We start from the raw sequence: 19,694 nt of genomic DNA, 5'->3' as shown, positions 1-19,694 counted from the left end.
ATCAATTTCAGCCTGTTAAGCACTAGGCTCTACTGCCTAGTGCTGACGCGGTATTTACGCCATTGGGAATGATGGGGTTATCAAAAAACTATTGTGGCGAGAGATCTCGACGCTCACTTAGAGTGTTCACTATCAGAGAGACCAAGTAACGCCTGTTGATATCGGCACTATCCCCACCTTAAGGCCAAAGGGCTTAAACAAACGATTGAGAATGTCTGTCTTATAGCTACCACGGTCATTCTCAACGTCAGAAAGCGTCTTACGAGATACTTTAGCCAAGTTTGCATACTCGTCTTGTGTTAGCCCTAACACCTCGACTCGCAGCGCTTTAAGCGCTTGCCCTTGGGTTAGCTCACCGCGCAAAAGCCGTTGTGTGATGGCATGAATCGCGCTTTTTCGTTCAGCCGTTCTAACACCGCCGGATTGCTTAGAGGCTCGTTTAGCGCCTTGCTTTGTTTGAGCCTCGGGAACGTTTTGAGATTGATGACGCGGTGGCACTTCAGTCGTAACCTCACTCCGTTGCTGGCGATTGGCTCTAAAACGGGCAATGGTTTCTGAGGCCCGTTTAGCAGCTTGTTTTGTTTGAGCCTCTGGAACGTTTTGAGATTGATGACGCTGCGGCACCTCAGTCGTAACCTCACTCCGTTGCTGGCGATTGGCTCTAAGACGGGCAATGGTTTCTTTAGCCGTTTCCGCAGTAGATGATTTATCACTCATACCAGCCCCCAACGAGTTAGCTTGTCTTCAATAAAAGTAAAGCCAATTGCAGGCATGTCGATGATCCGCTCAGGCACACCACGTTCAATTAACCGTTGCTTCAAGTCGAGGCATTGCTGGGCCGTGAACTTTAACGCTGCCATTAGCTCCTGAGCTGGCACCAGATCAGAGAGTGTGTCAGCAATCCCCTGAAAGTCATACTCCCCACCTACTTCGAGCGGCGCTTCCCATTTTGTGGTTCTGGCCACCCCTTCAGGGTCAGCTTTCATCGGTGCAAAATCAAAGATAGGCGCCAGCCTTATCCAACCATCGCCTTTAAGAAACGCTGTATTGCGGCCATGATTATCACTATTACCAAATAGGATATTGAGTAAGTCTCGCCGCACCCATTCAAGCACAAACGCGTGTACGTCAAACTGATAGCCTTGCTCTAAGACCATATGGCTATGAGTAATTTTATCGACCAGCGTTCTTATGGTTTGCTCGTGATCTAGGGTAACGCCCGCACCTTTGCCAAGTATCGAATAAACCGACTCCATTGCGTAACGTTGTTGGCCGAACTCATTGTAGTAGACGTCAAAACGCGGCAGCCACAATGATGGGTAGTTATCACCTTCTTCGAGCCTCATGTTGGCAGTCGGAATGGTGTCAAAGCCCATGTCTGCCAGCTCGTGATAATAGTGGTATTCAGCGCGCAAAATATCGCAATCGACAGGCGAACGTGAGCCTCTCGGATATTTGACCAAATAATGAAGGTCACGGTTTTGCGGCTCGTCTTGATAGCTATCAATCCAGATGCTTTGCTCATCGTCACAACGTAACAACAGCTTGGGGGCTTCACCGCCTGCACCTGTTGCGCCACCAGCCGCAGCGCCTCGGTGTTGCGCATAATCCAAAAAGTCAGCCGCGCGATTTTTAACGTCGTCTACTGTAAACGTCAGCTCATCTGCAATAGCCGAGCGCTCGGGTAACGACTCCTTGACTCGCAAATTACCGACTGGCGCAATCGTGCCATATTTCAGCAATACAAAATTTTGCTCATCTACACTCAAGTCGGCGATATCAAGGTACTTAAGCCAATAGCGTCGGCTTGCACCGCTAGGCATAATGTCATCAAGAAAATACAGCCATATCGGCTCATCAAAAAATAAGCTAACGGGGTGGTTTATAGAGACCGCGTGAATGTCGTCTTTATCTAGCTCAGCCAAAGCATAATCTTGCTCGTAATCTAACGAGGTAAGCCGATAATTACCTTGTTCACTCTCAGGAAAAGAGAGCTGTGCAATATCTCTCCATTGGCCATTAATGAAAGCCTGAATGGTCAAATGTTCCATAAGAGCTCCTAAACAATTAATGAGTAATTTAATACTCATTAAGCCAGCAAAAAGCGATTAATGAGTATATATTTACTCAAATACTACTATCAGTATAGAAAACATACAAAGCTTTTATGGGCAATAAACGGCATTCTCTAAGCAATTAGGTTAAAAACTCATGGGGAGTCACACCCACCGAACCCGCTATCACCTCATGGCGCATTACCATCGCGTAAGTTCATCAGATACTAGCCAGAGGCTGTCAACGCTCAGACATTGTGAAGACCACAAACTAAGTCAGAGCGACTTGATACCTCGCCACAACCATCACCCCTCTTTCTGTCTTGATTACTTGATGAGGCATTACCCAAGAGAGAACGATCAGCGCATTGTAGAGGTTGAACAAAGTGGGACTAATGTGGTGACTAAAATAGATAACCAGACCTCACCAACACCATAAGCACATGTTTAAATTTAGGTTATTAAACATGCACGACAGTCAGATCCAGAACGTGGAGTGATATTCCGCGCTGTTAAAAACGTTCAAAATTCAGCAAGCCCCATTCCAAAAAGCCCCTTCAATAAGGGGCTTTGTCATTTCTAGATCCTACCTAATAGCTGGTCGCCGCAAATGAACACTAAGACCGGAGACTGGGCCTAATAGCGCAAACTCTGCATTGAACTATAGCCAACTGCGGCAAACTCATCAACGAACCCGGCTTACCAACAGCGCCATACTGCCGCAGGCGATCAGTACCCATCCCAAGTGCTGCACCGCGCCTGCCAGAGCTAGGCCGCTGCCGATGAGTAAGTAGTACATCAAGCCGAACAGGGCACCGGCGCTGCCGGCCTGCTGCCGGTACTGAGCCAAGGCCATGCTGAGCACATTGGGGATCGCTATTCCGAATGCCATAACCACAAGTAGCATAGGCGCCAGAAACCCGATGGAGTTCAGCGAGAGTTGTACCCCTATGGCTCCCAGAAGCAGCAATAGAGCAGCACCTTGCAGGAGTTTGCCTTGAGAGACTCCCTTGGAGATCAAGCGTTTATTACTGTAGCTGCCGACCAGTGAGCCCAGGCCAAGGATTAAGCCGCTGTAACCGAACTGTTCCGGCGTGAACCCAAGCCTGGCAAAGTTGAATCCACCGAGTTGGTAGTAAGAAAACAGGGCGACGTTATAGGCAGTGACCAAGAGTGCAGATTGCCAGATTTGCCTGTCACCGAGCATACGTTTACTCAAGGCGACCAGTTGCAAACTCTGCCTGCTGGTTTGGGTTTCCGGCAACCTGATAAAACAATAGGCGAATAATCCCAAGGCCATAATAAACAAAGCCAAAAACACCGCATGATGACCACCCGCCTTGACCAATTGGCCACCGGAAAACATGCCGATAACAGGGCTAATGGCAATCCCAAGCCCCATCACACTAAACACTTTCGCCAACTCTTCACCGCTGAAGGCGTCACGCAGCATGGTTTGGGTGACGATTGAGCCGACAGCAATACCAAAAGCGCTGCAGGCTCTGGCGGCCATCAGCACGGCGAAGCTGGTTGTTGACATGGCCACCCAGGCTGCGACGCCATAGATAAAGAGTCCCAGCAACATGGCCGGGCGACGGCCCCAACTGTCGGCCACTATGCCCCACACTGCCACGCCCAAAGCGAAAGCCAGAAAATAAACCGATAGAGTTTGCGCCACCTGAGGGTAGGACACGGCAAATGTCTGCGAAATCGCCCCCAGGGCCGGGCTGTAAATGGTTTCCACTATTTGCGGGAACATCAGTAGCGCCAGCATCAACCATAACGAAGGTTTGGTTTTCATCTCTTATCCTTATCACAATAAAGCAAGCTGCGAACAAGCCCTGTTCCTCTATGCAGGCTTGATCCGCGCTTTTCCAAGTCGGCGCGCAGTGTATACTCGTGATGAAACGGCACGTTAACGACATAAAGACAAGAAACATCAAAATAGGGACATCATGGCGATTATTGAGCAGGAAACTGAGTTCGATGCGGATACCTTTCCAGCCAGTGTTATCGGCATTGCGGCCGATGTTGGCCAGCACGATTCGGGCATGCACCAACACCATAAAGGGCAACTGCTTTATGCCCCCCACGGCTGCATGAGCTTTGCATTGGAGAATGCCATCTGCATCTTGCCACCCACCAAAGCTGTGTGGATCCCGCCCGGTATTTCGCACCGTGCGGTAATGACCAATGTGGTGGCCTATCGCTCTTTGTATTTTGATTGTGCCAGGTTCAACACTCCGGCTGAGCTTCGCATTATAGAGGTCAACGCCCTCTTGAAAGCCTTGATAGACAAAATGGCACTGTGGCCTTGGGACACGCCGGAGCAGAATATGGCCAATAGCAGTGCGTTATTTTGGGAAGAGTTTTATGCCGCAAAGAAACATTCATTTCAGCTGCCACTGCCACAGGATCGCAGGTTTCGCCGATTCCGCCAGCGGCTTATCAAGGAAGAGTTTCTCGCGCCTGATATAGGCCGACTTGCCGGCAGTGTCGGCGCCAGCACCAAGACAGTCACCCGGTTATTCAAGGCTGAAACCGGTATGACTTATCAGCAATGGCGCCAACAATGGCGCCTTTTGAAGGCCATTGAACTCCTATCCGGCGCCAGATCTGTCAGCGAAGTGGCCCACAATCTGGCGTTTTCTTCCGACAGCGCCTTCATTGCGTTTTTTAAAAAGCAGACGGGCCAAACGCCTTTGAGCTTTATTCACAATCCAATCAACTGAAAACAAGAGTAAAATGTACAAACAACAGCCTAAAATCACAGTTCCCCAACCGGCTGATTTACATCTAACATCCTTAGTGGTAAAAATTGAGCGGTAAAGCTACTTTCAACTCTCATTGAGGCATTGATGCTGGAGATTGTAATCATCAGATAATCAGTTAACTGACCTTCCAAGGCCGGTCTGATTATCAATGCGCGTAAATCAAAGGTGGACACTGACAAGTGCCCGCATGTTTTGCTCATGATGATTATCGAGTTTTTCCAGTATGAATATATCCCGTCAGGAACAACGTACCCTGCACGTCCTCGCCAAAGGCGGACGCATTTGTTATTTCCGCGACACTTCAGGTCGCGTCACAGCCGTTGAATGTTATAGCCGCGAAGGGCTTGTTCTTTGCGACTGTACCCTCGCCATTTTCAAAAAGCTCAAAGCTAAAAAACTGATCAAATCTGTCAAAGGTCAGCCCTATCGCATAACCACGGCCGGCTTGCACAATGTGCGCGCCCAACTGGACAACCGTTGAGGAAAGAAAGATGAATACACTATTTTCCCGTGACTATATCAACAGCAACATGATGGGCCCCAACGCCCTGCGGCTGGCCGAAGAAGTCTGCCGGTCACTGCAACTGCAACCAGGGATGCGGGTGCTGGATTTGGCCTGTGGCACAGGCATGACCTCCATCTATCTGGCGAAGGCCTTCAACCTCGAAGTCACCGCAATGGATCTTTGGATAGCGGCCGAAGACAACCAGGCAAGATTCAAGGCCGCTGGCCTGGAAGACAGGATCACGGCGGTAAACTTTGACGTAACCCAGATGCGGCCGGGACATGCCCCATTTGCAGAAAACAGTTTCGATGCCGTCTTGTCCATCGATGCCTATCACTACTTTGGTGCCAGTTCAGCGTTTTTTGACACCCACCTCGCCCCTTTCATCAAGCCGGGCGGTCAGGTCGCCATAGTGGTACCCGGGCTGAAAAAGCCTTTTCCACTGCAGCAAAGCGTTGCCCCTGAGCTGGCCCCCTGGTGGCAGCCCGGGATGAACTTTTTCACCGTCGACTGGTGGATGCAACTCTGGCAACAGAGCGCATTTTTACAGTTGGAGCTGTGCGAAGAGAGCGGGCAGTGCACCCAGGCATGGCAGGAGTGGTTGGCATGCGACAACCCTTATGCCGTACGGGATCGCGAGATGATGGCCGCCGAAAACGGCCAGTGGTTCAACTTTACCAAAATGACAGGCCGCATACACAAGTAAGCTTTCAAAAAAGCAAGGAAAGGTATGAATATCAATAAGCTAATCAGCCAGCATTTGCCAATAAGGCTGTCGCCGAACGAAAGCAAAATTCCCTGGAATGATGCCGATTTCAGCCAGCGAATGCTGGAAAACCACCTCTCCCAGGAGCACGATTGGGCCAGTAGAAAACTGGCGGTGATTGAGCGCCAGGTAGATTGGCTCTGCAGCCAACTGGCTCCTGGCGCAAAAGTGCTGGATCTGGGTTGTGGCCCCGGCTTTTACACTCAATTGCTGGCAAAACGCGGCTTTTGCTGCACCGGCGTCGACTTCTCACCAGCCTCTATAACCTACGCCCAACAACAAGCGCAGACGGCTGGACTGGATATCGACTATCAACTGCTGGATGTCAGAAGCTACCGGCCGACCAAGAAGTTTGACTTCATCATGATGACCTTCGGTGAGCTGAATGTTTTCAGCACAGCGGATGCCAAGAGTTTACTCAAGCATTGTGCAAACTGGCTGATGCCGAATGGCAAACTACTTGTGGAAGTTCACAGCTTTGATGAAGTCAAACGACAGGGACAGGCAGAGCCAAGCTGGCAAAGGCATTCACAGGGCCTATTTCTCGATGCTCCCCACCTGCTACTGACGGAGCATGCTTGGGACGAGGCACTCCAAACCAGTTCCACACTGTTTTGGGTGATTGAAGAAAACGGCAAGGTGGCGCGATTCGGCAGCCGGATGCAGGCTTGGCAAGATGGGGAATATCTGCAGCTGTTAAACGAGTGCGGCTTCAACAAGATTCAGCGGATAGACACTGCAGAGTGGCCCAGCAGCAATACCTTTGAGGGCAAGCTCTACACACTAATGGCATGCTCCAAGGCATAACCTGAGTCCGTTTGAAAGAGGAAGGTGTTAAGGTCTAAACCCCGGGTACCTTCCTCTTTTTTATTGTTATCAACACCAATACATTTCAGTAGCGCTTTCTAAGCAGTCTCAAGGCGTTGGCAGTTACCAACACAGTTGCGCCCGTATCGGCCATCACCGCCAGCCAGAGGCCGGTGATCCCCAGTAAGCTGGTCACCAGAAAAATCGCCTTCAGCCCCAGCGCCAAGGCTATGTTCTGGCGGATATTGCTCAGGGTTGCCCTGGCCAAGTGGATCATTGCCGCCACCCCTCCCAACTGATTATGGGTCAGGGCCGCATCGGCGGTTTCCAGCGCGGCATCGGTTCCGCCGCCCATGGCAATACCGGTACGGGCTCGCTTCATTGCCGGGGCATCATTGATACCATCTCCCGTCATGGCAACATTGCGGTGCTCGGCCAATGCCGCCACCTCAGAAACTTTATCTTCCGGCAGCAGCCCGGCGCGCCAATCGATGGCCAGTTCCTCGGCAATCGCCTTGGCGGTTCTTGGGTTGTCACCGGTCAGCATTATGCTGTCGATACCGAGATGGCGTAGCTTGGCTATGGCTTCGGCGGCCTCGGCGCGCAGCTGATCCCTGAGGGCAATAATGGCCACAGGAAGAAGTAGCTCCCGCTCGGCATCACACAGTACCACCAGGGTTTGCCCCTGCTGCTCCAGTTCTGTGACGCGTTGCAGCAACTCAGGAGCTAGGTTTGGCAGCCTTGAAGGGGCCAACAGTCGCCAGTTTTGCGAATCGACCCGTCCTTCAACGCCCATCCCGGGTAAGGCCCGAATAGCTTCTGCGCCTGGCAGTTCCAGCCGCTGCTCTTTGGCATGATTGACTATCGCCTGTGCCAGGGGGTGATGTGAGCCCAATTCAATGGCGGCGGCCACCCTGAGCCACTTGGTCGCATCCTGCTCTGTGAGGCTCTCCACCAGGGTAACTTCAGGTTTACCTTCTGTGAGGGTGCCCGTCTTATCGAAGGCGACGGTATCGACATGTGCCAGTGCTTCCAATGCCGCGCCGCCCTTAATCAAGGCTCCCTGACGGGTTGCAGCCGCCAGCGCAGAGGTTACCGCCGCCGGCGTCGAAATTACCAAGGCGCAGGGGCAACCTATCAACAACAGTGTCAAACCACGGTAGATCCATTGCTCCCAAGGCTCGGCGTACAGCAGAGGTGGCAACAACACAGTCAACAAGGCCAGCAACATAATGGCTGGAGTGTACCAGCGACTGAACTTGTCGATGAATCTCTCTATCGGTGCTCTCTGCCCTTCGGCCTCTTCAATCAAATGCAGGATGCGGTCTATGGCGTTGCTGCCAGGCTCGGAGACAACCTTCATCTTCACCAGCCTGTCGGCTGCCAGGCAGCCTGCGGCGACCCGTTCGCCCTTAATCCTTTCTACCGGGATAGATTCTCCCGTAAGGGCACTTTCATCAAATGCCGCCGAGGCATCAAGCAGTTCGGCATCGGCCGGCAGGCGTGCCCCAGGCGCAACTTCTATGATGTCGCCCGGGCGCAGCTCAGAGGCGGCCACCTCTTGCCTCTGGCCATCTTGCAATCTCAACGCCTTGTCCGGCACCAATGCCATCAAGGCGCTGACTCCGGCGCGGGCGCGCCCGGCCGCAAACGATTCGAGCTGCTCACCGAGCATAAACAGGAGCAACACCATGGCCGCCTCGGCCGTTTCGCCCAGCAACAAGGCACCTATGGCGGCAACTGTCATCAGGGTTTCAATGGCAAAAGGGGTGCCGCTGCGAATAAGGGCCCAAGCCTTGCGGGCAATAGGCAGCAGCCCCCAAACTGTAGCCAGAGTGAACAGGCTGGTGCTGATACTCGCAGGCGCCAGAGCCGCCAGCAGCATTAACAGTGCCAGTGACAAAGGTTGCCAGTATTTGGGTTGCCAGTATTTGCCAAGCCGGCTCGCCGGGCCGGGTTTTGGGCCTTCCTTACCTGCCTGAGCCTGCTGCTTAAGCTTAAAGCCGGCCGCATGCACAGCATCGACTATGCCTTGGGGCGAAACGCCGGGCGTCAGTTCCACCAGCAGCTTTTCGGTGGCAAATACCACCCTGGTGCTGCAAACGCCGCTCACCCTGGAAACCGCAGTTTCGACTTTACGGGCACAGCTGGCACAGTCCATACCCAGTATTTGCCACTGATGCTGCTCACCTTGAGCAAGCCTGGCAGTGTTGACTTCGGCAGCAGAGTCGGCCTGATGGGACTCATGATGATCATGGCAACAAGCCGAATGACAGCCAGAATGCTCGTTGGAATGACTGACGGCTTTACCGGCTATCTGGCTATCTGTGCAATTTGCCGGGTCCTTAGCCCCCGCCTTTACAGTCTCGGGCGTGGGTTTGGGATCACAACAGAAATGACTCATAACTGTGCCTCATGCTATGGCTCAAATGATGCCTCGGAACTCAAATGTGACTATCCGGGCCGTTTGTTATTGCCAAGGAGTGTAAAGCTTGGAGTAAGCTCCAGAGTCAAGCATCTGTGCCAAAGTATTTGCCCGGCCCGAAAACCAAGCCCTATCAATTAACCAACCAGCCCAAGCCCTATCAGCCAGCCACTATCAATTAACCAGCCACTATCAATTAACCAGCCATAGCCGCTATGCCGCCCTAGCCTACAACGGCGCCGATTGTCCCATTTACCGGCGCCAGTGTTACGCTTGACAGTCAATCGGCTTCCACCAAAAATGCGCCGGGGACTTAAAGAGCCAGGCGCAGTTTCGCCACAAAGCAACATACGGGTAAAGGCTCAGGAAGATACTGAAAGACGCTGCACTACAAGCCATCTTCTGCACAGCGCAATGAATAGATGGCACAACTTATGCGGCTGAAGCTGGTTAAACCTCTTGTACCAATGCTTATGTGAGCAGGCCCTAACTCCCTGTCAACGCCAGCTTAAGATTGAAGCCAGGTGGCGACTGCGGTTAACATAGTCGGTCGATTTTTCTTTTTATGATCCTGAGGGAGCCCAAGTTGTCCTTGATTCGAGGTTGTCTTGCCTTTAGCGGCTATGTTATCAACACCCTGTTTTGGAGCCTGCCAATTCTGCTGGGCAGCCTGATAAAACTGCTTCCAATAAAGCCATTACAGCGCCTATGCAGCCACGCTTTGGATTTCTGCGCCAGCGCCTGGATCAGTGTTAACGGCGGCATAGAAAAGCTGCTTCATCCGCTGAAGATGCATATAGACGAGCTTCCGGAGCTGTCAGAGCAGGAGTGGTATATGGTGGTAGCCAACCACCAGAGCTGGGTCGATATTTTGATCCTGCAGCGACTGCTTAATCGGCGGATCCCTTTTCTCAAGTTTTTCCTGAAAAAAGAGCTGATTTATGTGCCCGTACTTGGGCTGGCCTGGTGGGCGCTGGACTTTCCCTTTATGCGCCGTTACAGCACGGCCGAGTTGAAAAAGAACCCGAAACTCAGGGGTAAAGACATTGAAATTACCCGTAAGGCCTGTGCCAAATTCAAGCACAAGCCGGTGAGCGTGATGAACTTTGTCGAAGGTACCCGCTTTCAGCCCAGCAAACACCAGAAGCAAAACTCACCGTTCAAACACCTGCTCAGACCCAAGGCCGGCGGCATGGCCTTTGCGTTGTCGGCCATGGGCGAGCAGATCCACAAACTGGTGGATGTCACCATCTATTATCCCGGCAAGATCCCCAGTTTTTGGGACTATATCAGCGGCCGTTTGCCTGAGGTTTACCTCCATTTGGAGGTCAAGGAGATAGACTCGGGGATGCGGGGTGACTACGCCAATGATCGTCAGTTCAAACAAGCCTTCCAGGAGCGGCTGAACGCCCTCTGGCAGCACAAGGATGAAGTGCTGGAACAATTGGCCGCCAAGGCAAACCATTCTCAAGGGGACTCCTGATGTTGCACTTCCTGCCCGGGCCTGTGCTGTTTATTCTCAGCCTGAGCTTGCTGATCATCAATACCGCCGTTTGGGGGTCGCTGGTGTGTATCGGCGGCCTGTTCAAATTGTTGCTGCCCTGGAAGGGTGGCCGCATCGCCATGACCCGGTTAATGAACCGTTTCATGTGGGCCTGGGCCAGCTGTAATGGCGGCATACTGCACCTGATAGCCAAGGTCGAATGGGATGTGCAGGGACTTGAAAGCCTCAAGCCAGATGGTTGGTATCTACTGATCAGCAACCACCTCAGTGGCTTTGATATTGCTGCGCAGACCTATATCCTGCGCAACAACATCCCCATGCTGAAGTTCTTTCTCAAGAAAGAGCTGCTGTATGTTCCTATCATGGGCCTGGGTTGCTGGGCGCTGGACATGCCCTTTATGAACCGCACCAGCCCGGAAAAGCTGAAGAAGAACCCCAAGCTCAAGGGCAAGGATCTGCAAACGACCCGGCGCTCCTGCGAAAAATTCAAAGACTTGCCCACCTCTATCATCAACTATGTGGAAGGCAGTCGCTTCACCGAAGACAAACGGCAAAGGCAAAAATCCCCCTACAAGCACCTGCTGCGGCCAAAAGCCGGCGGCATCGCCTTCACCTTGTCAGCCATGGGCGAGCAGTTTGATGCCTTGCTGAACGTGACAGTGCTTTATCCCGATGCCCCCAAGGATATTCTCGGCGCCGTGATGCAGGGTAAAGTGCACAAAATCGTGGTGCGAATCGAGGCTCTGCCCGTGCCTCAGGTGGATTCTGTTCGCTACTTCAGCGAGCCAGAGTACAGGGTAGAGTTTCAACGCTGGCTCAACGACATCTGGCAACAAAAAGATGCCCAAATAGACCTGTTGCTGGCCGAATGCAAACCCGCCGACGACTACAACAAGCTGGCACAAAAAAGCCACTGACAGTGATTGTCCAAGACAAAACAATGCCGGGCCTAAGCCCGGCATTGTTGTTTTAAAACTGAGTATTTCGACTCAAGCGCTTTTATCACATTCAGTCAGATACTTCTCGGCAGCATCCAGCTCAAATTCGCTGAACACTTGAATGCCATGACGCATCAGCAAGGCGGCGGTCACGCCGTCGCCCTCTATGAGTTGGCGGGAGAAACTGCCATCGTAAATCTTGCCTTTGCCACAGGAAGGGCTGCGGGCCTTGAGAATGGCCGCAACCACTTGCTGTTGCTGCGCCTTGGCCAGTGCCAGCTCGGCGCCTCGCTCAAAGGCCTCTGTCACGTCCTCACCGTCACAGGTCAGCACTCGTCCCTGTATCTGTTCGGCCGGAGCTCTGGGTGTCGGCAAGCCGCCGGCGCACTCGGGGCAGAAAGGCACCAGCCGCCCTTGGGCCTGCCATAGCTGCATTCTGGCATCATTGAGCAAGTTATGGCCACCGTCATAGCGTACTTCTTGCCCCAATAAACAGGCGCTTATCAATATCCGATTCGGTTTTGCTGTGTTGATGATTTCTGCGCTCATGCTTTGTCCACTCTTGTCACTCTTGCCTCTCTCCTCACTCGAACGATTCACTCCGGGCAACCGCCCTCCCCTAATTGGCAGTGGCTCATGCTCTCGGTTTAACGGCCCAGGGTCTGGGACACTGCTACGGATAACAAGCTTCGCTCTTTTCCTTGTCTGCCGCTGACAAGGAGCATTCTATCAGTCGCCCCTCAAGAAAACTGTTTAAAACGGGATTGTCGACAATAGTTGCAATAGCAAGTGTAAACCCATGCTAACAGCAAGTTTAAAAAATAAACCCAAGACAATGTTAAGTAAGGGTTTAACCACCAAAAACACCAAATTATTAGACTTACGTCTAGGTAAAGGCATTGTTGACAATGACCCAGATCACATCTAATGTCGAACCATTGTTAACAATCGAGCGAAACTTAAGCAGTGACTCAGGCACCTGTATTGGACAAAAACGGCGTTGATAAAGCCACTCCGGAGAAGAGCAGTACCCTGGTGGATCAGATCCTGGTGCAAATTCAGACCAGCATCATCAAGGGTGAGTTGGCTCCCGGCAGCAAGATCAACGAGCAGGCGCTGGCACTCAAGTACGGTATCAGCCGTGGTCCAACCCGTGAGGCCTTGCAAATCCTCGAGCGTCAGCGCTTGGTAGTACGTATCCCCCATGTGGGTGCCAGAGTCGCCGCCATGACAGTGGCTGAGCTCAACGACCTCTACGAACTGCGCAGCACGCTGGAAGCCATGGCCTGTGAACTGGCCGCCAAACGGATAACCGATGAGCAGCTCAGCCAGTTATGGCAACTGCTGGCCCGTCAGGAAGCGGCGCTGGCAGAAGGCGATACCTATTTTCAGGAAGAGGGTGATGTGGACTTTCACTACCAGATCATCCGCGCCAGCGGTAACAAGCACCTGCAGGAAACCCTGATCGGCGGCTTATATCACCTGCTGAGAATGTATCGCTATCAATGCACCAATAAGAACCGCCCGGTCAAAGCCATTGCCGAGCACAGACGCATCGTCGAAGCCATAGCACAGCGCGATGCCGAACTGGCCGGCTTGCTGATGCGCCGTCATATCGAACAGGGACGGCGCAATACCGAACTCAGACTCAAACAGCTTCAGGCGGAGCATGCCGCCCTGGACTCAATATAAGGAAGCAAACAGATGACTCGCAGCGCAGGACTCAGATTCCGCCAGGCTCTGGCCAAGGCCAAGCCGCTTCAAATCGTGGGAACCACCAATGCCTATTTCGCCCTGATGGCCGAGCAATCCGGTGTTCAGGCCCTGTACCTTTCCGGTGCCGGTGTCGCCAACGCCTCTTACGGCCTGCCGGATCTGGGCATGACCTCAATGAACGATGTGCTGATCGATGCCGGCCGTATCACATCGGCCACCGAACTGCCGCTGCTGGTCGACATAGACACAGGCTGGGGCGGCGCCTTCAACATTGCCCGCACCATCAAGGAATTTGAAAAGGCCGGTGTTGCCGCCGTGCATATGGAAGATCAGGTGTCACAGAAACGCTGTGGTCACAGACCCAACAAGGCCGTGGTCAGCACCGAAGAGATGGTTGACCGTATCAAGGCCGCTGTGGATGCCCGCACAGATGAGAACTTCGTCATCATGGCTCGCACAGACGCAGTTGCCGTGGAAGGGCTGGATGCCGGTATTGAACGCGCCCAGGCCTATATCGAGGCGGGTGCCGACATGATCTTTGCCGAGGCGCTGACCGAGCTGGATCAGTACCGTCGATTCAAGGCGGCCGTCAACGCCCCGATCCTGGCCAACATGACCGAATTCGGCAAGACAGAACTGTTCAACAAGGAACAACTGGCCGAAGCCGGTGCCGACATGGTGCTCTACCCACTGAGCACCTTCCGCGCCGCCAACCTGGCCGCCCTGAAAGTGATGCAGGCACTGATGGCCGACGGTCATCAACGCAATGTGGTCGATGCCATGCAAACCCGTGAAGAGCTGTATAAGTTCCTCGGCTACCACCACTACGAAACCAAGCTCGATGAGCTGTTCAGCCAAAAGTAACGGCTGAATCCAGGGATGATTGACCGGCGCAGACGCGCCGGTTGCTGGGTTTGCCCCAAGAAACACCCGGGGTTGCCGCCCTACACAGCGCCCCAGAGCGCTGAAAAAGGCAACCGCATACCAGACCAGCCATGGCTGGCCAACAAATTGACAAGAGTGTAACGGAAGAGGGAATGCATTATGACTGACAAGAAACTGAGCGGCGCCGGATTACGCGGCCAAAGCGCAGGCGAAACTTCACTGAGCACAGTCGGTAAGTCCGGCTCAGGCCTGACCTACCGCGGCTATGACGTCAAAGATCTGGCCGAAAACGTCAGCTTCGAGGAAGTGGCCTACCTGATCCTTTACGGCGAACTGCCCACCGAAACTCAACTGGCGGCCTATCGTCAGAAACTCAAAGGCATGCGCGGCCTGCCACAGGCACTGAAAGAGGTGCTGGAGCGGATCCCGGCCGATGCCCACCCTATGGACGTTATGCGTACCGGTTGCTCCATGCTGGGTAACCTGGAAACCGAAAAAGATTTCTCCGAGCAGAGTGAAGTGGCCGACCGTCTGCTGGCGGCATTTCCTTCCATCATCTGTTACTGGTATCGCTACAGCCATGACGGCGTGCGTATAGACACAGAAACCCATGACGACCAGATAGGCGCCCACTTCCTGCACCTGCTGCACGGCGAAGCTCCATCGGCCCTGCATGCCAGGGTTATGGATGTGTCACTGATCCTCTACGCCGAGCACGAATTCAACGCCTCTACCTTCACCGCCCGGGTTTGTGCCTCTACCCTGTCTGACATGCATTCCTGCATAACAGGCGCCATTGGCTCACTGCGCGGCCCTCTGCACGGCGGCGCCAACGAGGCGGCGATGGAGCTGATTCAGGATATGCGCGATGAAGACCATGCCCGCGAAGTGCTCAAGGGCAAGCTGGAGCGCAAAGAGAAGATCATGGGCTTTGGTCACGCCATCTACCGCGAGTCTGACCCCCGCAACGTGATCATCAAAGAGTGGTCGGAAAAGCTGGCGCAGGAATATGGTGATGATCGCCTCTATCGCGTTTCTGTCGCCTGTGAAGCCCTTATGTGGGAAGAGAAGAAACTCTTCTGTAACGCCGACTTCTTCCACGCCAGTGCCTATCACTTCATGGGGATCCCCACCAAGCTGTTTACCCCCATCTTCGTTTGCTCCCGCCTCACCGGCTGGGCCGCGCATGTGATGGAGCAGCGCGCCAACAACCGCATTATCCGCCCGAGTGCCGATTATGTTGGAGTTGAGCCACGCAAGGTGACGCCTCTCAGCGAGCGTTGATCCCGGCGGCGGCCAAACGGTCGCCCGATGAATGAGCAAGAGCGGGCACCCAAGTGAGCAGGGGCCCGGCTCTTTTTGCAGTTGCTTCTCAGTGGACAGAACTCATGAATACCAATTACCGAATTCCCCTGCCCGGCACCAGCCTCGAGTATTTCGATACCCGCGCCGCGGTCGAGGCCATCAGCCCCGGAGCCTATGCCAAACTGCCCTACACCTCGCGGGTGTTGGCCGAAAACCTGGTCCGCCGCGCCGAGCCAGGCAGGCTCAACGACTTCCTCGAACAGATAATCGAACGCAAACGGGATCTGGACTTCCCCTGGTTCCCGGCGCGGGTGGTGTGTCACGACATTCTCGGCCAAACAGCACTGGTTGATTTGGCCGGTCTGCGTGATGCCATCGCCGACAAGGGTGGCGATCCGGCCAAGGTTAACCCTGTGGTGCCAACCCAGCTGATTGTGGATCACTCTCTGGCAGTGGAACACCCCGGCTTTGAAGCGGATGCCTTCGAGAAAAACCGCGCCGTTGAAGACAGACGCAACGAAGACAGATTCCACTTTATCAACTGGACCAAGACGGCCTTTAAAAACGTCGATGTGATCCCGCCCGGTAACGGCATCATGCACCAGATCAACCTGGAGAAGATGTCCCCCGTAGTGCAGAGCCGCGACGGCGTAGCCTTCCCGGACACCTGTGTCGGCACCGACAGCCACACACCACACGTGGATGCCCTCGGGGTGATCGCCATAGGCGTGGGTGGCCTGGAAGCCGAAAGCGTGATGCTCGGCCGCGCCTCCTGGATGCGCCTGCCGGACATAGTCGGCGTCAAGCTGACCGGCAAGGCCGCTCCCGGCATTACCGCCACGGATATAGTGCTGGCGCTGACCGAATTCCTGCGTAAAGAGCGGGTGGTGGGTGCCTATCTGGAATTCTTCGGTGAAGGCGCCGCCAGCCTGACCCTGGGTGACAGGGCGACCATCTCCAACATGACTCCCGAATATGGCGCCACTGCCGCCATGTTCTATATCGATCAGCAAACCATAGATTATCTGCGCCTCACCGGCCGTGATGACCAGCAGGTGGCGCTGGTGGAAAACTATGCCAAGACCACGGGTCTGTGGGCCGACAGCCTCGAAGGCGCCGAATATGAGCGGGTGCTGGAGTTCGATCTCTCCTCCGTGGTGCGCAACATGGCCGGTCCTTCCAACCCGCATGCCCGTTTGGCCACCAGCGACTTGGCCGCCAAAGGCATTGCCGGCAAGGTAGAGCAGCAGGAAGGCCTGATGCCGGACGGCGCAGTGATTATCGCCGCCATCACCAGCTGTACCAACACCAGTAACCCACGCAACGTGATTGCCGCCGGCCTTATCGCCCGCAACGCAGTGGAAAAAGGCTTGGTACGCAAGCCTTGGGTCAAGACCTCTCTGGCACCCGGTTCCAAGGCGGTGGATCTCTATCTGCGCGAGGCAGGGCTATTGCCTTACCTGGAACAGCTGGGCTTTGGCATAGTCGCCTTCGCCTGTACCACATGTAACGGCATGAGCGGCGCGCTCGATCCCAAAATCCAGCAGGAAGTGATCGACAGAGATCTATACGCCACCGCGGTATTGTCCGGTAACCGTAACTTCGATGGCCGGATCCACCCCTATGCCAAGCAGGCATTCCTGGCCTCGCCGCCTTTGGTAGTGGCCTACGCCATTGCAGGGACTGTGCGTTTCGACATAGAGAAAGACGCACTCGGCACAGATCAGAACGGCAACGCCGTAACCCTCAAGGACATCTGGCCCAGCGACGAAGAGATAGATGCCATCGTCAAGTCGTCGGTCAAGCCGGAGCAGTTCCGCAAGGTGTATGAGCCCATGTTCAATATCGCCGTGGAATACGGTGATGGGGTCGACCCTCTGTATGACTGGCGCCCAATGAGCACCTATATCCGTCGCCCACCCTACTGGGAAGGCGCCCTGGCCGGTGAACGTGCGCTCAAGGGGATGCGGCCACTGGCAGTATTGGGTGACAACATCACCACGGATCACCTGTCGCCATCGAACGCCATTCTGCCATCCAGCGCCGCCGGCGAATACCTGGCCAAGATGGGCTTGCCGGAGGAAGACTTCAACTCCTACGCCACCCACAGGGGTGACCATCTGACGGCTCAACGGGCCACCTTTGCCAACCCCAAACTGTTCAACGAAATGGTCAAGGACGACAACGGCAAGGTGATCCAGGGCTCGCTGGCCCGTATCGAGCCCGAAGGGCAACAGGTACGCATGTGGGAAGCGATAGAAACCTACATGGAGCGCAAGCAACCCCTGTGCATCATAGCCGGTAAAGACTATGGCCAGGGCTCCAGCCGTGACTGGGCTGCCAAGGGCGTGCGTCTGGCCGGAGTCGAGGCGATTGTGGCCGAAGGCTTCGAGCGCATTCACCGAACCAACCTGATAGGCATGGGCGTGCTGCCGCTGGAGTTCTTCCCGGGGACCGACAGGCTGACCCTGGGCATAGATGGCACAGAAACCTTCGACGTTCTCGGCGAGCGCACTCCCGGCGCCACCCTGACCCTGTTGCTGCATCGCAGCAATGGCGAAACGGTGGAAGTACCTGTGCGCTGCCGCCTGGATACCGCTGAGGAAGTAACCATCTATGAAGCCGGTGGTGTACTGCAGCGCTTCGCGCAGGACTTCTTGCAGGGCAATGTTTAAGTCGGCCCTTGATGCGTGACCAAGTCGGCCATAGCCAAGGTTATGGCCGACTGATAAGAATACTTATGTCAAAGGATCCAATGCCATGGCATTTAAACCACAGATAAAAATTCCCGCCACCTATATGCGCGGCGGCACCAGTAAGGGAGTGTTCTTCCGCCTGGACAAACTGCCCGAGGCGGCCAGAGTGCCCGGCCCGGCCCGCGACGCCTTGTTGATGCGGGTCATCGGCAGCCCTGACCCCTACGGCAAACACACTGACGGCATGGGCGGCGCGACCTCGAGTACCAGCAAATGCGTGATCATGAATGCCAGCCAGGTTCCCGGTCACGACGTAGACTACCTCTATGGTCAGGTCTCCATAGATAAGCCATTTGTCGACTGGAGCGGCAACTGCGGCAACCTTTCCACCGCGGCCGGCGCCTTTGCCCTGCATGCCGGTCTGGTGGCCCCGGAACGGGTACCGGAAAACGGCATCTGCGAAGTGCGGATTTGGCAGGCCAATATCGGCAAGACCATTATCGCCAAAGTGCCGGTCAGCGCCGGAGAAGTGCAGGAAACCGGTGACTTTGAGCTCGACGGTGTCACCTTCCCCGCCGCCGAAATTGTGCTGGAATTTATCGACCCCGCCGATGATGGAGAAGACGGCGGCGCCATGTTCCCTACCGGCAAGCTGGTGGATGAGCTGACGGTTCCCACCCAAGTACACCCCAGCGGTAAAATTCAGGCAACGCTGATCAACGCCGGGATCCCGACCATTTTCGTCAATGCCGCCGATCTCGGCTATCAAGGCACCGAGCTGCAGCCGGAGATCAACGGCGATCCCGAGGCGCTGGCTCGCTTTGAACTACTTAGGGCACACGGCGCGCTGGCCATGGGGCTGATTAAGGATCTATCCGAAGCCGAAACCCGCCAACACACTCCCAAGGTAGCGTTTGTAGCCAAACCGCAGGCGCATCAGGTTTCCAGTGGCAAACAGCTGGCAGAAACCGATGTCGACCTCTTGGTTCGCGCTCTGTCAATGGGTAAATTGCACCACGCCATGATGGGCACGGCGGCAGTGGCCATAGGCACGGCCGCGGCTATCCCGGGCACCCTGGTTAACCTGGCGGCCGGTGGCGGTGAGCGCAGTTCGGTACGCTTCGGCCATCCATCTGGCACCTTGAAAGTCGGCGCCGAGGCCGAATTCAAGGACGGCCAGTGGCAGGTGACCAAGGCCATCATGAGTCGCTCGGCGCGTATCCTGATGGAAGGCGCAGTACGGATTCCGGACGACAGTTTCTAACAATAACGTGGTTTTCGATGGCAGTCGTTGATAACACTGCTGTCGATTGCCTCTC

The 19,694-nt window shown here is 54.6% G+C and carries 16 protein-coding genes; 11 read left to right on the top strand and 5 right to left on the bottom strand.

Annotation, left to right across the window (positions count from 1 at the left end):
- Positions 1–132 precede the first annotated feature (132 nt).
- From ACSHSR_RS01875 to ACSHSR_RS01865, 3 genes are all read right to left on the bottom strand, one after another.
- Positions 133–717 carry a helix-turn-helix transcriptional regulator gene (locus ACSHSR_RS01875; protein WP_479631197.1) on the bottom strand — a complete coding sequence of 195 codons (585 nt, stop codon included), beginning with the start codon at positions 715–717 and terminating at the stop codon, positions 133–135.
- Complete coding sequence (locus tag ACSHSR_RS01870; RefSeq protein ID WP_479631196.1) at positions 714–2,051, bottom strand: type II toxin-antitoxin system HipA family toxin; 1,338 nt, start codon at positions 2,049–2,051, stop codon at positions 714–716. Before ACSHSR_RS01870 ends, ACSHSR_RS01875 begins: the two co-directional genes overlap by 4 nt.
- A 688-nt stretch (positions 2,052–2,739) precedes the next feature.
- Positions 2,740–3,855 carry a multidrug effflux MFS transporter gene (locus tag ACSHSR_RS01865; RefSeq protein WP_479631195.1) on the bottom strand — a complete coding sequence of 372 codons (1,116 nt, stop codon included), beginning with the start codon at positions 3,853–3,855 and terminating at the stop codon, positions 2,740–2,742.
- 154 nt (positions 3,856–4,009) lie between these two features.
- Here ACSHSR_RS01865 and ACSHSR_RS01860 point away from each other — a divergent pair, with 154 nt between their 5' ends.
- The 4 genes from ACSHSR_RS01860 (at position 4,010) to ACSHSR_RS01845 (ending at position 6,906) form a co-directional block, all read left to right on the top strand.
- On the top strand, positions 4,010–4,786 hold the full coding sequence (locus ACSHSR_RS01860; RefSeq protein ID WP_144168339.1) for an AraC family transcriptional regulator: 777 nt from the start codon (positions 4,010–4,012) through the stop codon (positions 4,784–4,786).
- A gap of 265 nt (positions 4,787–5,051) precedes the next feature.
- Positions 5,052–5,309 carry a YjhX family toxin gene (locus ACSHSR_RS01855; RefSeq protein ID WP_025010861.1) on the top strand — a complete coding sequence of 86 codons (258 nt, stop codon included), beginning with the start codon at positions 5,052–5,054 and terminating at the stop codon, positions 5,307–5,309.
- A gap of 10 nt (positions 5,310–5,319) precedes the next feature.
- Entirely contained in the window at positions 5,320–6,039 is a 720-nt protein-coding gene (locus ACSHSR_RS01850; protein WP_479631194.1) for an SAM-dependent methyltransferase, read from the top strand.
- Between the two features lie 24 nt (positions 6,040–6,063).
- On the top strand, positions 6,064–6,906 hold the full coding sequence (locus ACSHSR_RS01845) for a class I SAM-dependent methyltransferase (RefSeq protein ID WP_218996846.1): 843 nt from the start codon (positions 6,064–6,066) through the stop codon (positions 6,904–6,906).
- 85 nt (positions 6,907–6,991) lie between these two features.
- Here ACSHSR_RS01845 and ACSHSR_RS01840 read toward each other — a convergent pair whose 3' ends face one another.
- A complete protein-coding gene (locus ACSHSR_RS01840) occupies positions 6,992–9,310 on the bottom strand; it encodes a zinc/cadmium/mercury/lead-transporting ATPase (RefSeq protein WP_479631193.1) in 2,319 nt (772 codons plus the stop codon).
- Between the two features lie 607 nt (positions 9,311–9,917).
- Between ACSHSR_RS01840 and ACSHSR_RS01835 the strand changes: the two genes are divergently transcribed.
- Both ACSHSR_RS01835 and ACSHSR_RS01830 read left to right on the top strand, forming a co-directional pair.
- Positions 9,918–10,814: an acyltransferase gene (locus ACSHSR_RS01835; RefSeq protein WP_223828889.1), complete on the top strand. Its 897-nt coding sequence runs from the start codon at positions 9,918–9,920 to the stop codon at positions 10,812–10,814.
- Positions 10,814–11,752, top strand: coding sequence for an acyltransferase (locus ACSHSR_RS01830; protein ID WP_479631192.1), 939 nt, complete (start codon positions 10,814–10,816; stop codon positions 11,750–11,752). Before ACSHSR_RS01835 ends, ACSHSR_RS01830 begins: the two co-directional genes overlap by 1 nt.
- Positions 11,753–11,824: 72 nt before the next feature.
- On the opposite strand, the gene ACSHSR_RS01825 is transcribed toward ACSHSR_RS01830, so the two are convergent.
- Positions 11,825–12,322: a 2-thiouracil desulfurase family protein gene (locus ACSHSR_RS01825; protein WP_071237708.1), complete on the bottom strand. Its 498-nt coding sequence runs from the start codon at positions 12,320–12,322 to the stop codon at positions 11,825–11,827.
- Between the two features lie 417 nt (positions 12,323–12,739).
- Here ACSHSR_RS01825 and ACSHSR_RS01820 point away from each other — a divergent pair, with 417 nt between their 5' ends.
- The 5 genes from ACSHSR_RS01820 to prpF all read left to right on the top strand — a co-directional run bounded on the left by ACSHSR_RS01820 (position 12,740) and on the right by prpF (position 19,639).
- Positions 12,740–13,465, top strand: a complete 726-nt coding sequence (locus ACSHSR_RS01820; protein ID WP_025889868.1) for a GntR family transcriptional regulator — start codon at positions 12,740–12,742, stop codon at positions 13,463–13,465.
- 12 nt (positions 13,466–13,477) lie between these two features.
- Complete coding sequence (prpB, locus tag ACSHSR_RS01815; RefSeq protein ID WP_025889867.1) at positions 13,478–14,353, top strand: methylisocitrate lyase; 876 nt, start codon at positions 13,478–13,480, stop codon at positions 14,351–14,353.
- 180 nt (positions 14,354–14,533) lie between these two features.
- Positions 14,534–15,658 (top strand): bifunctional 2-methylcitrate synthase/citrate synthase, encoded by a 1,125-nt coding sequence (prpC, locus tag ACSHSR_RS01810; RefSeq protein ID WP_025889866.1) that lies wholly within the window; start codon positions 14,534–14,536, stop codon positions 15,656–15,658.
- Positions 15,659–15,762: 104 nt separating this feature from the next.
- On the top strand, positions 15,763–18,354 hold the full coding sequence (gene acnD, locus ACSHSR_RS01805) for a Fe/S-dependent 2-methylisocitrate dehydratase AcnD (RefSeq protein WP_208189707.1): 2,592 nt from the start codon (positions 15,763–15,765) through the stop codon (positions 18,352–18,354).
- 85 nt (positions 18,355–18,439) lie between these two features.
- Positions 18,440–19,639 (top strand): 2-methylaconitate cis-trans isomerase PrpF, encoded by a 1,200-nt coding sequence (gene prpF / locus ACSHSR_RS01800; RefSeq protein ID WP_123115532.1) that lies wholly within the window; start codon positions 18,440–18,442, stop codon positions 19,637–19,639.
- Positions 19,640–19,694: the final 55 nt, after the last annotated feature.

This window comes from Shewanella sp. VK101, assembly GCF_056497865.1.
The sequence above is the reverse complement of the archived record's forward strand: the minus strand, read 5'-3'. Positions and strand labels throughout refer to the sequence as shown.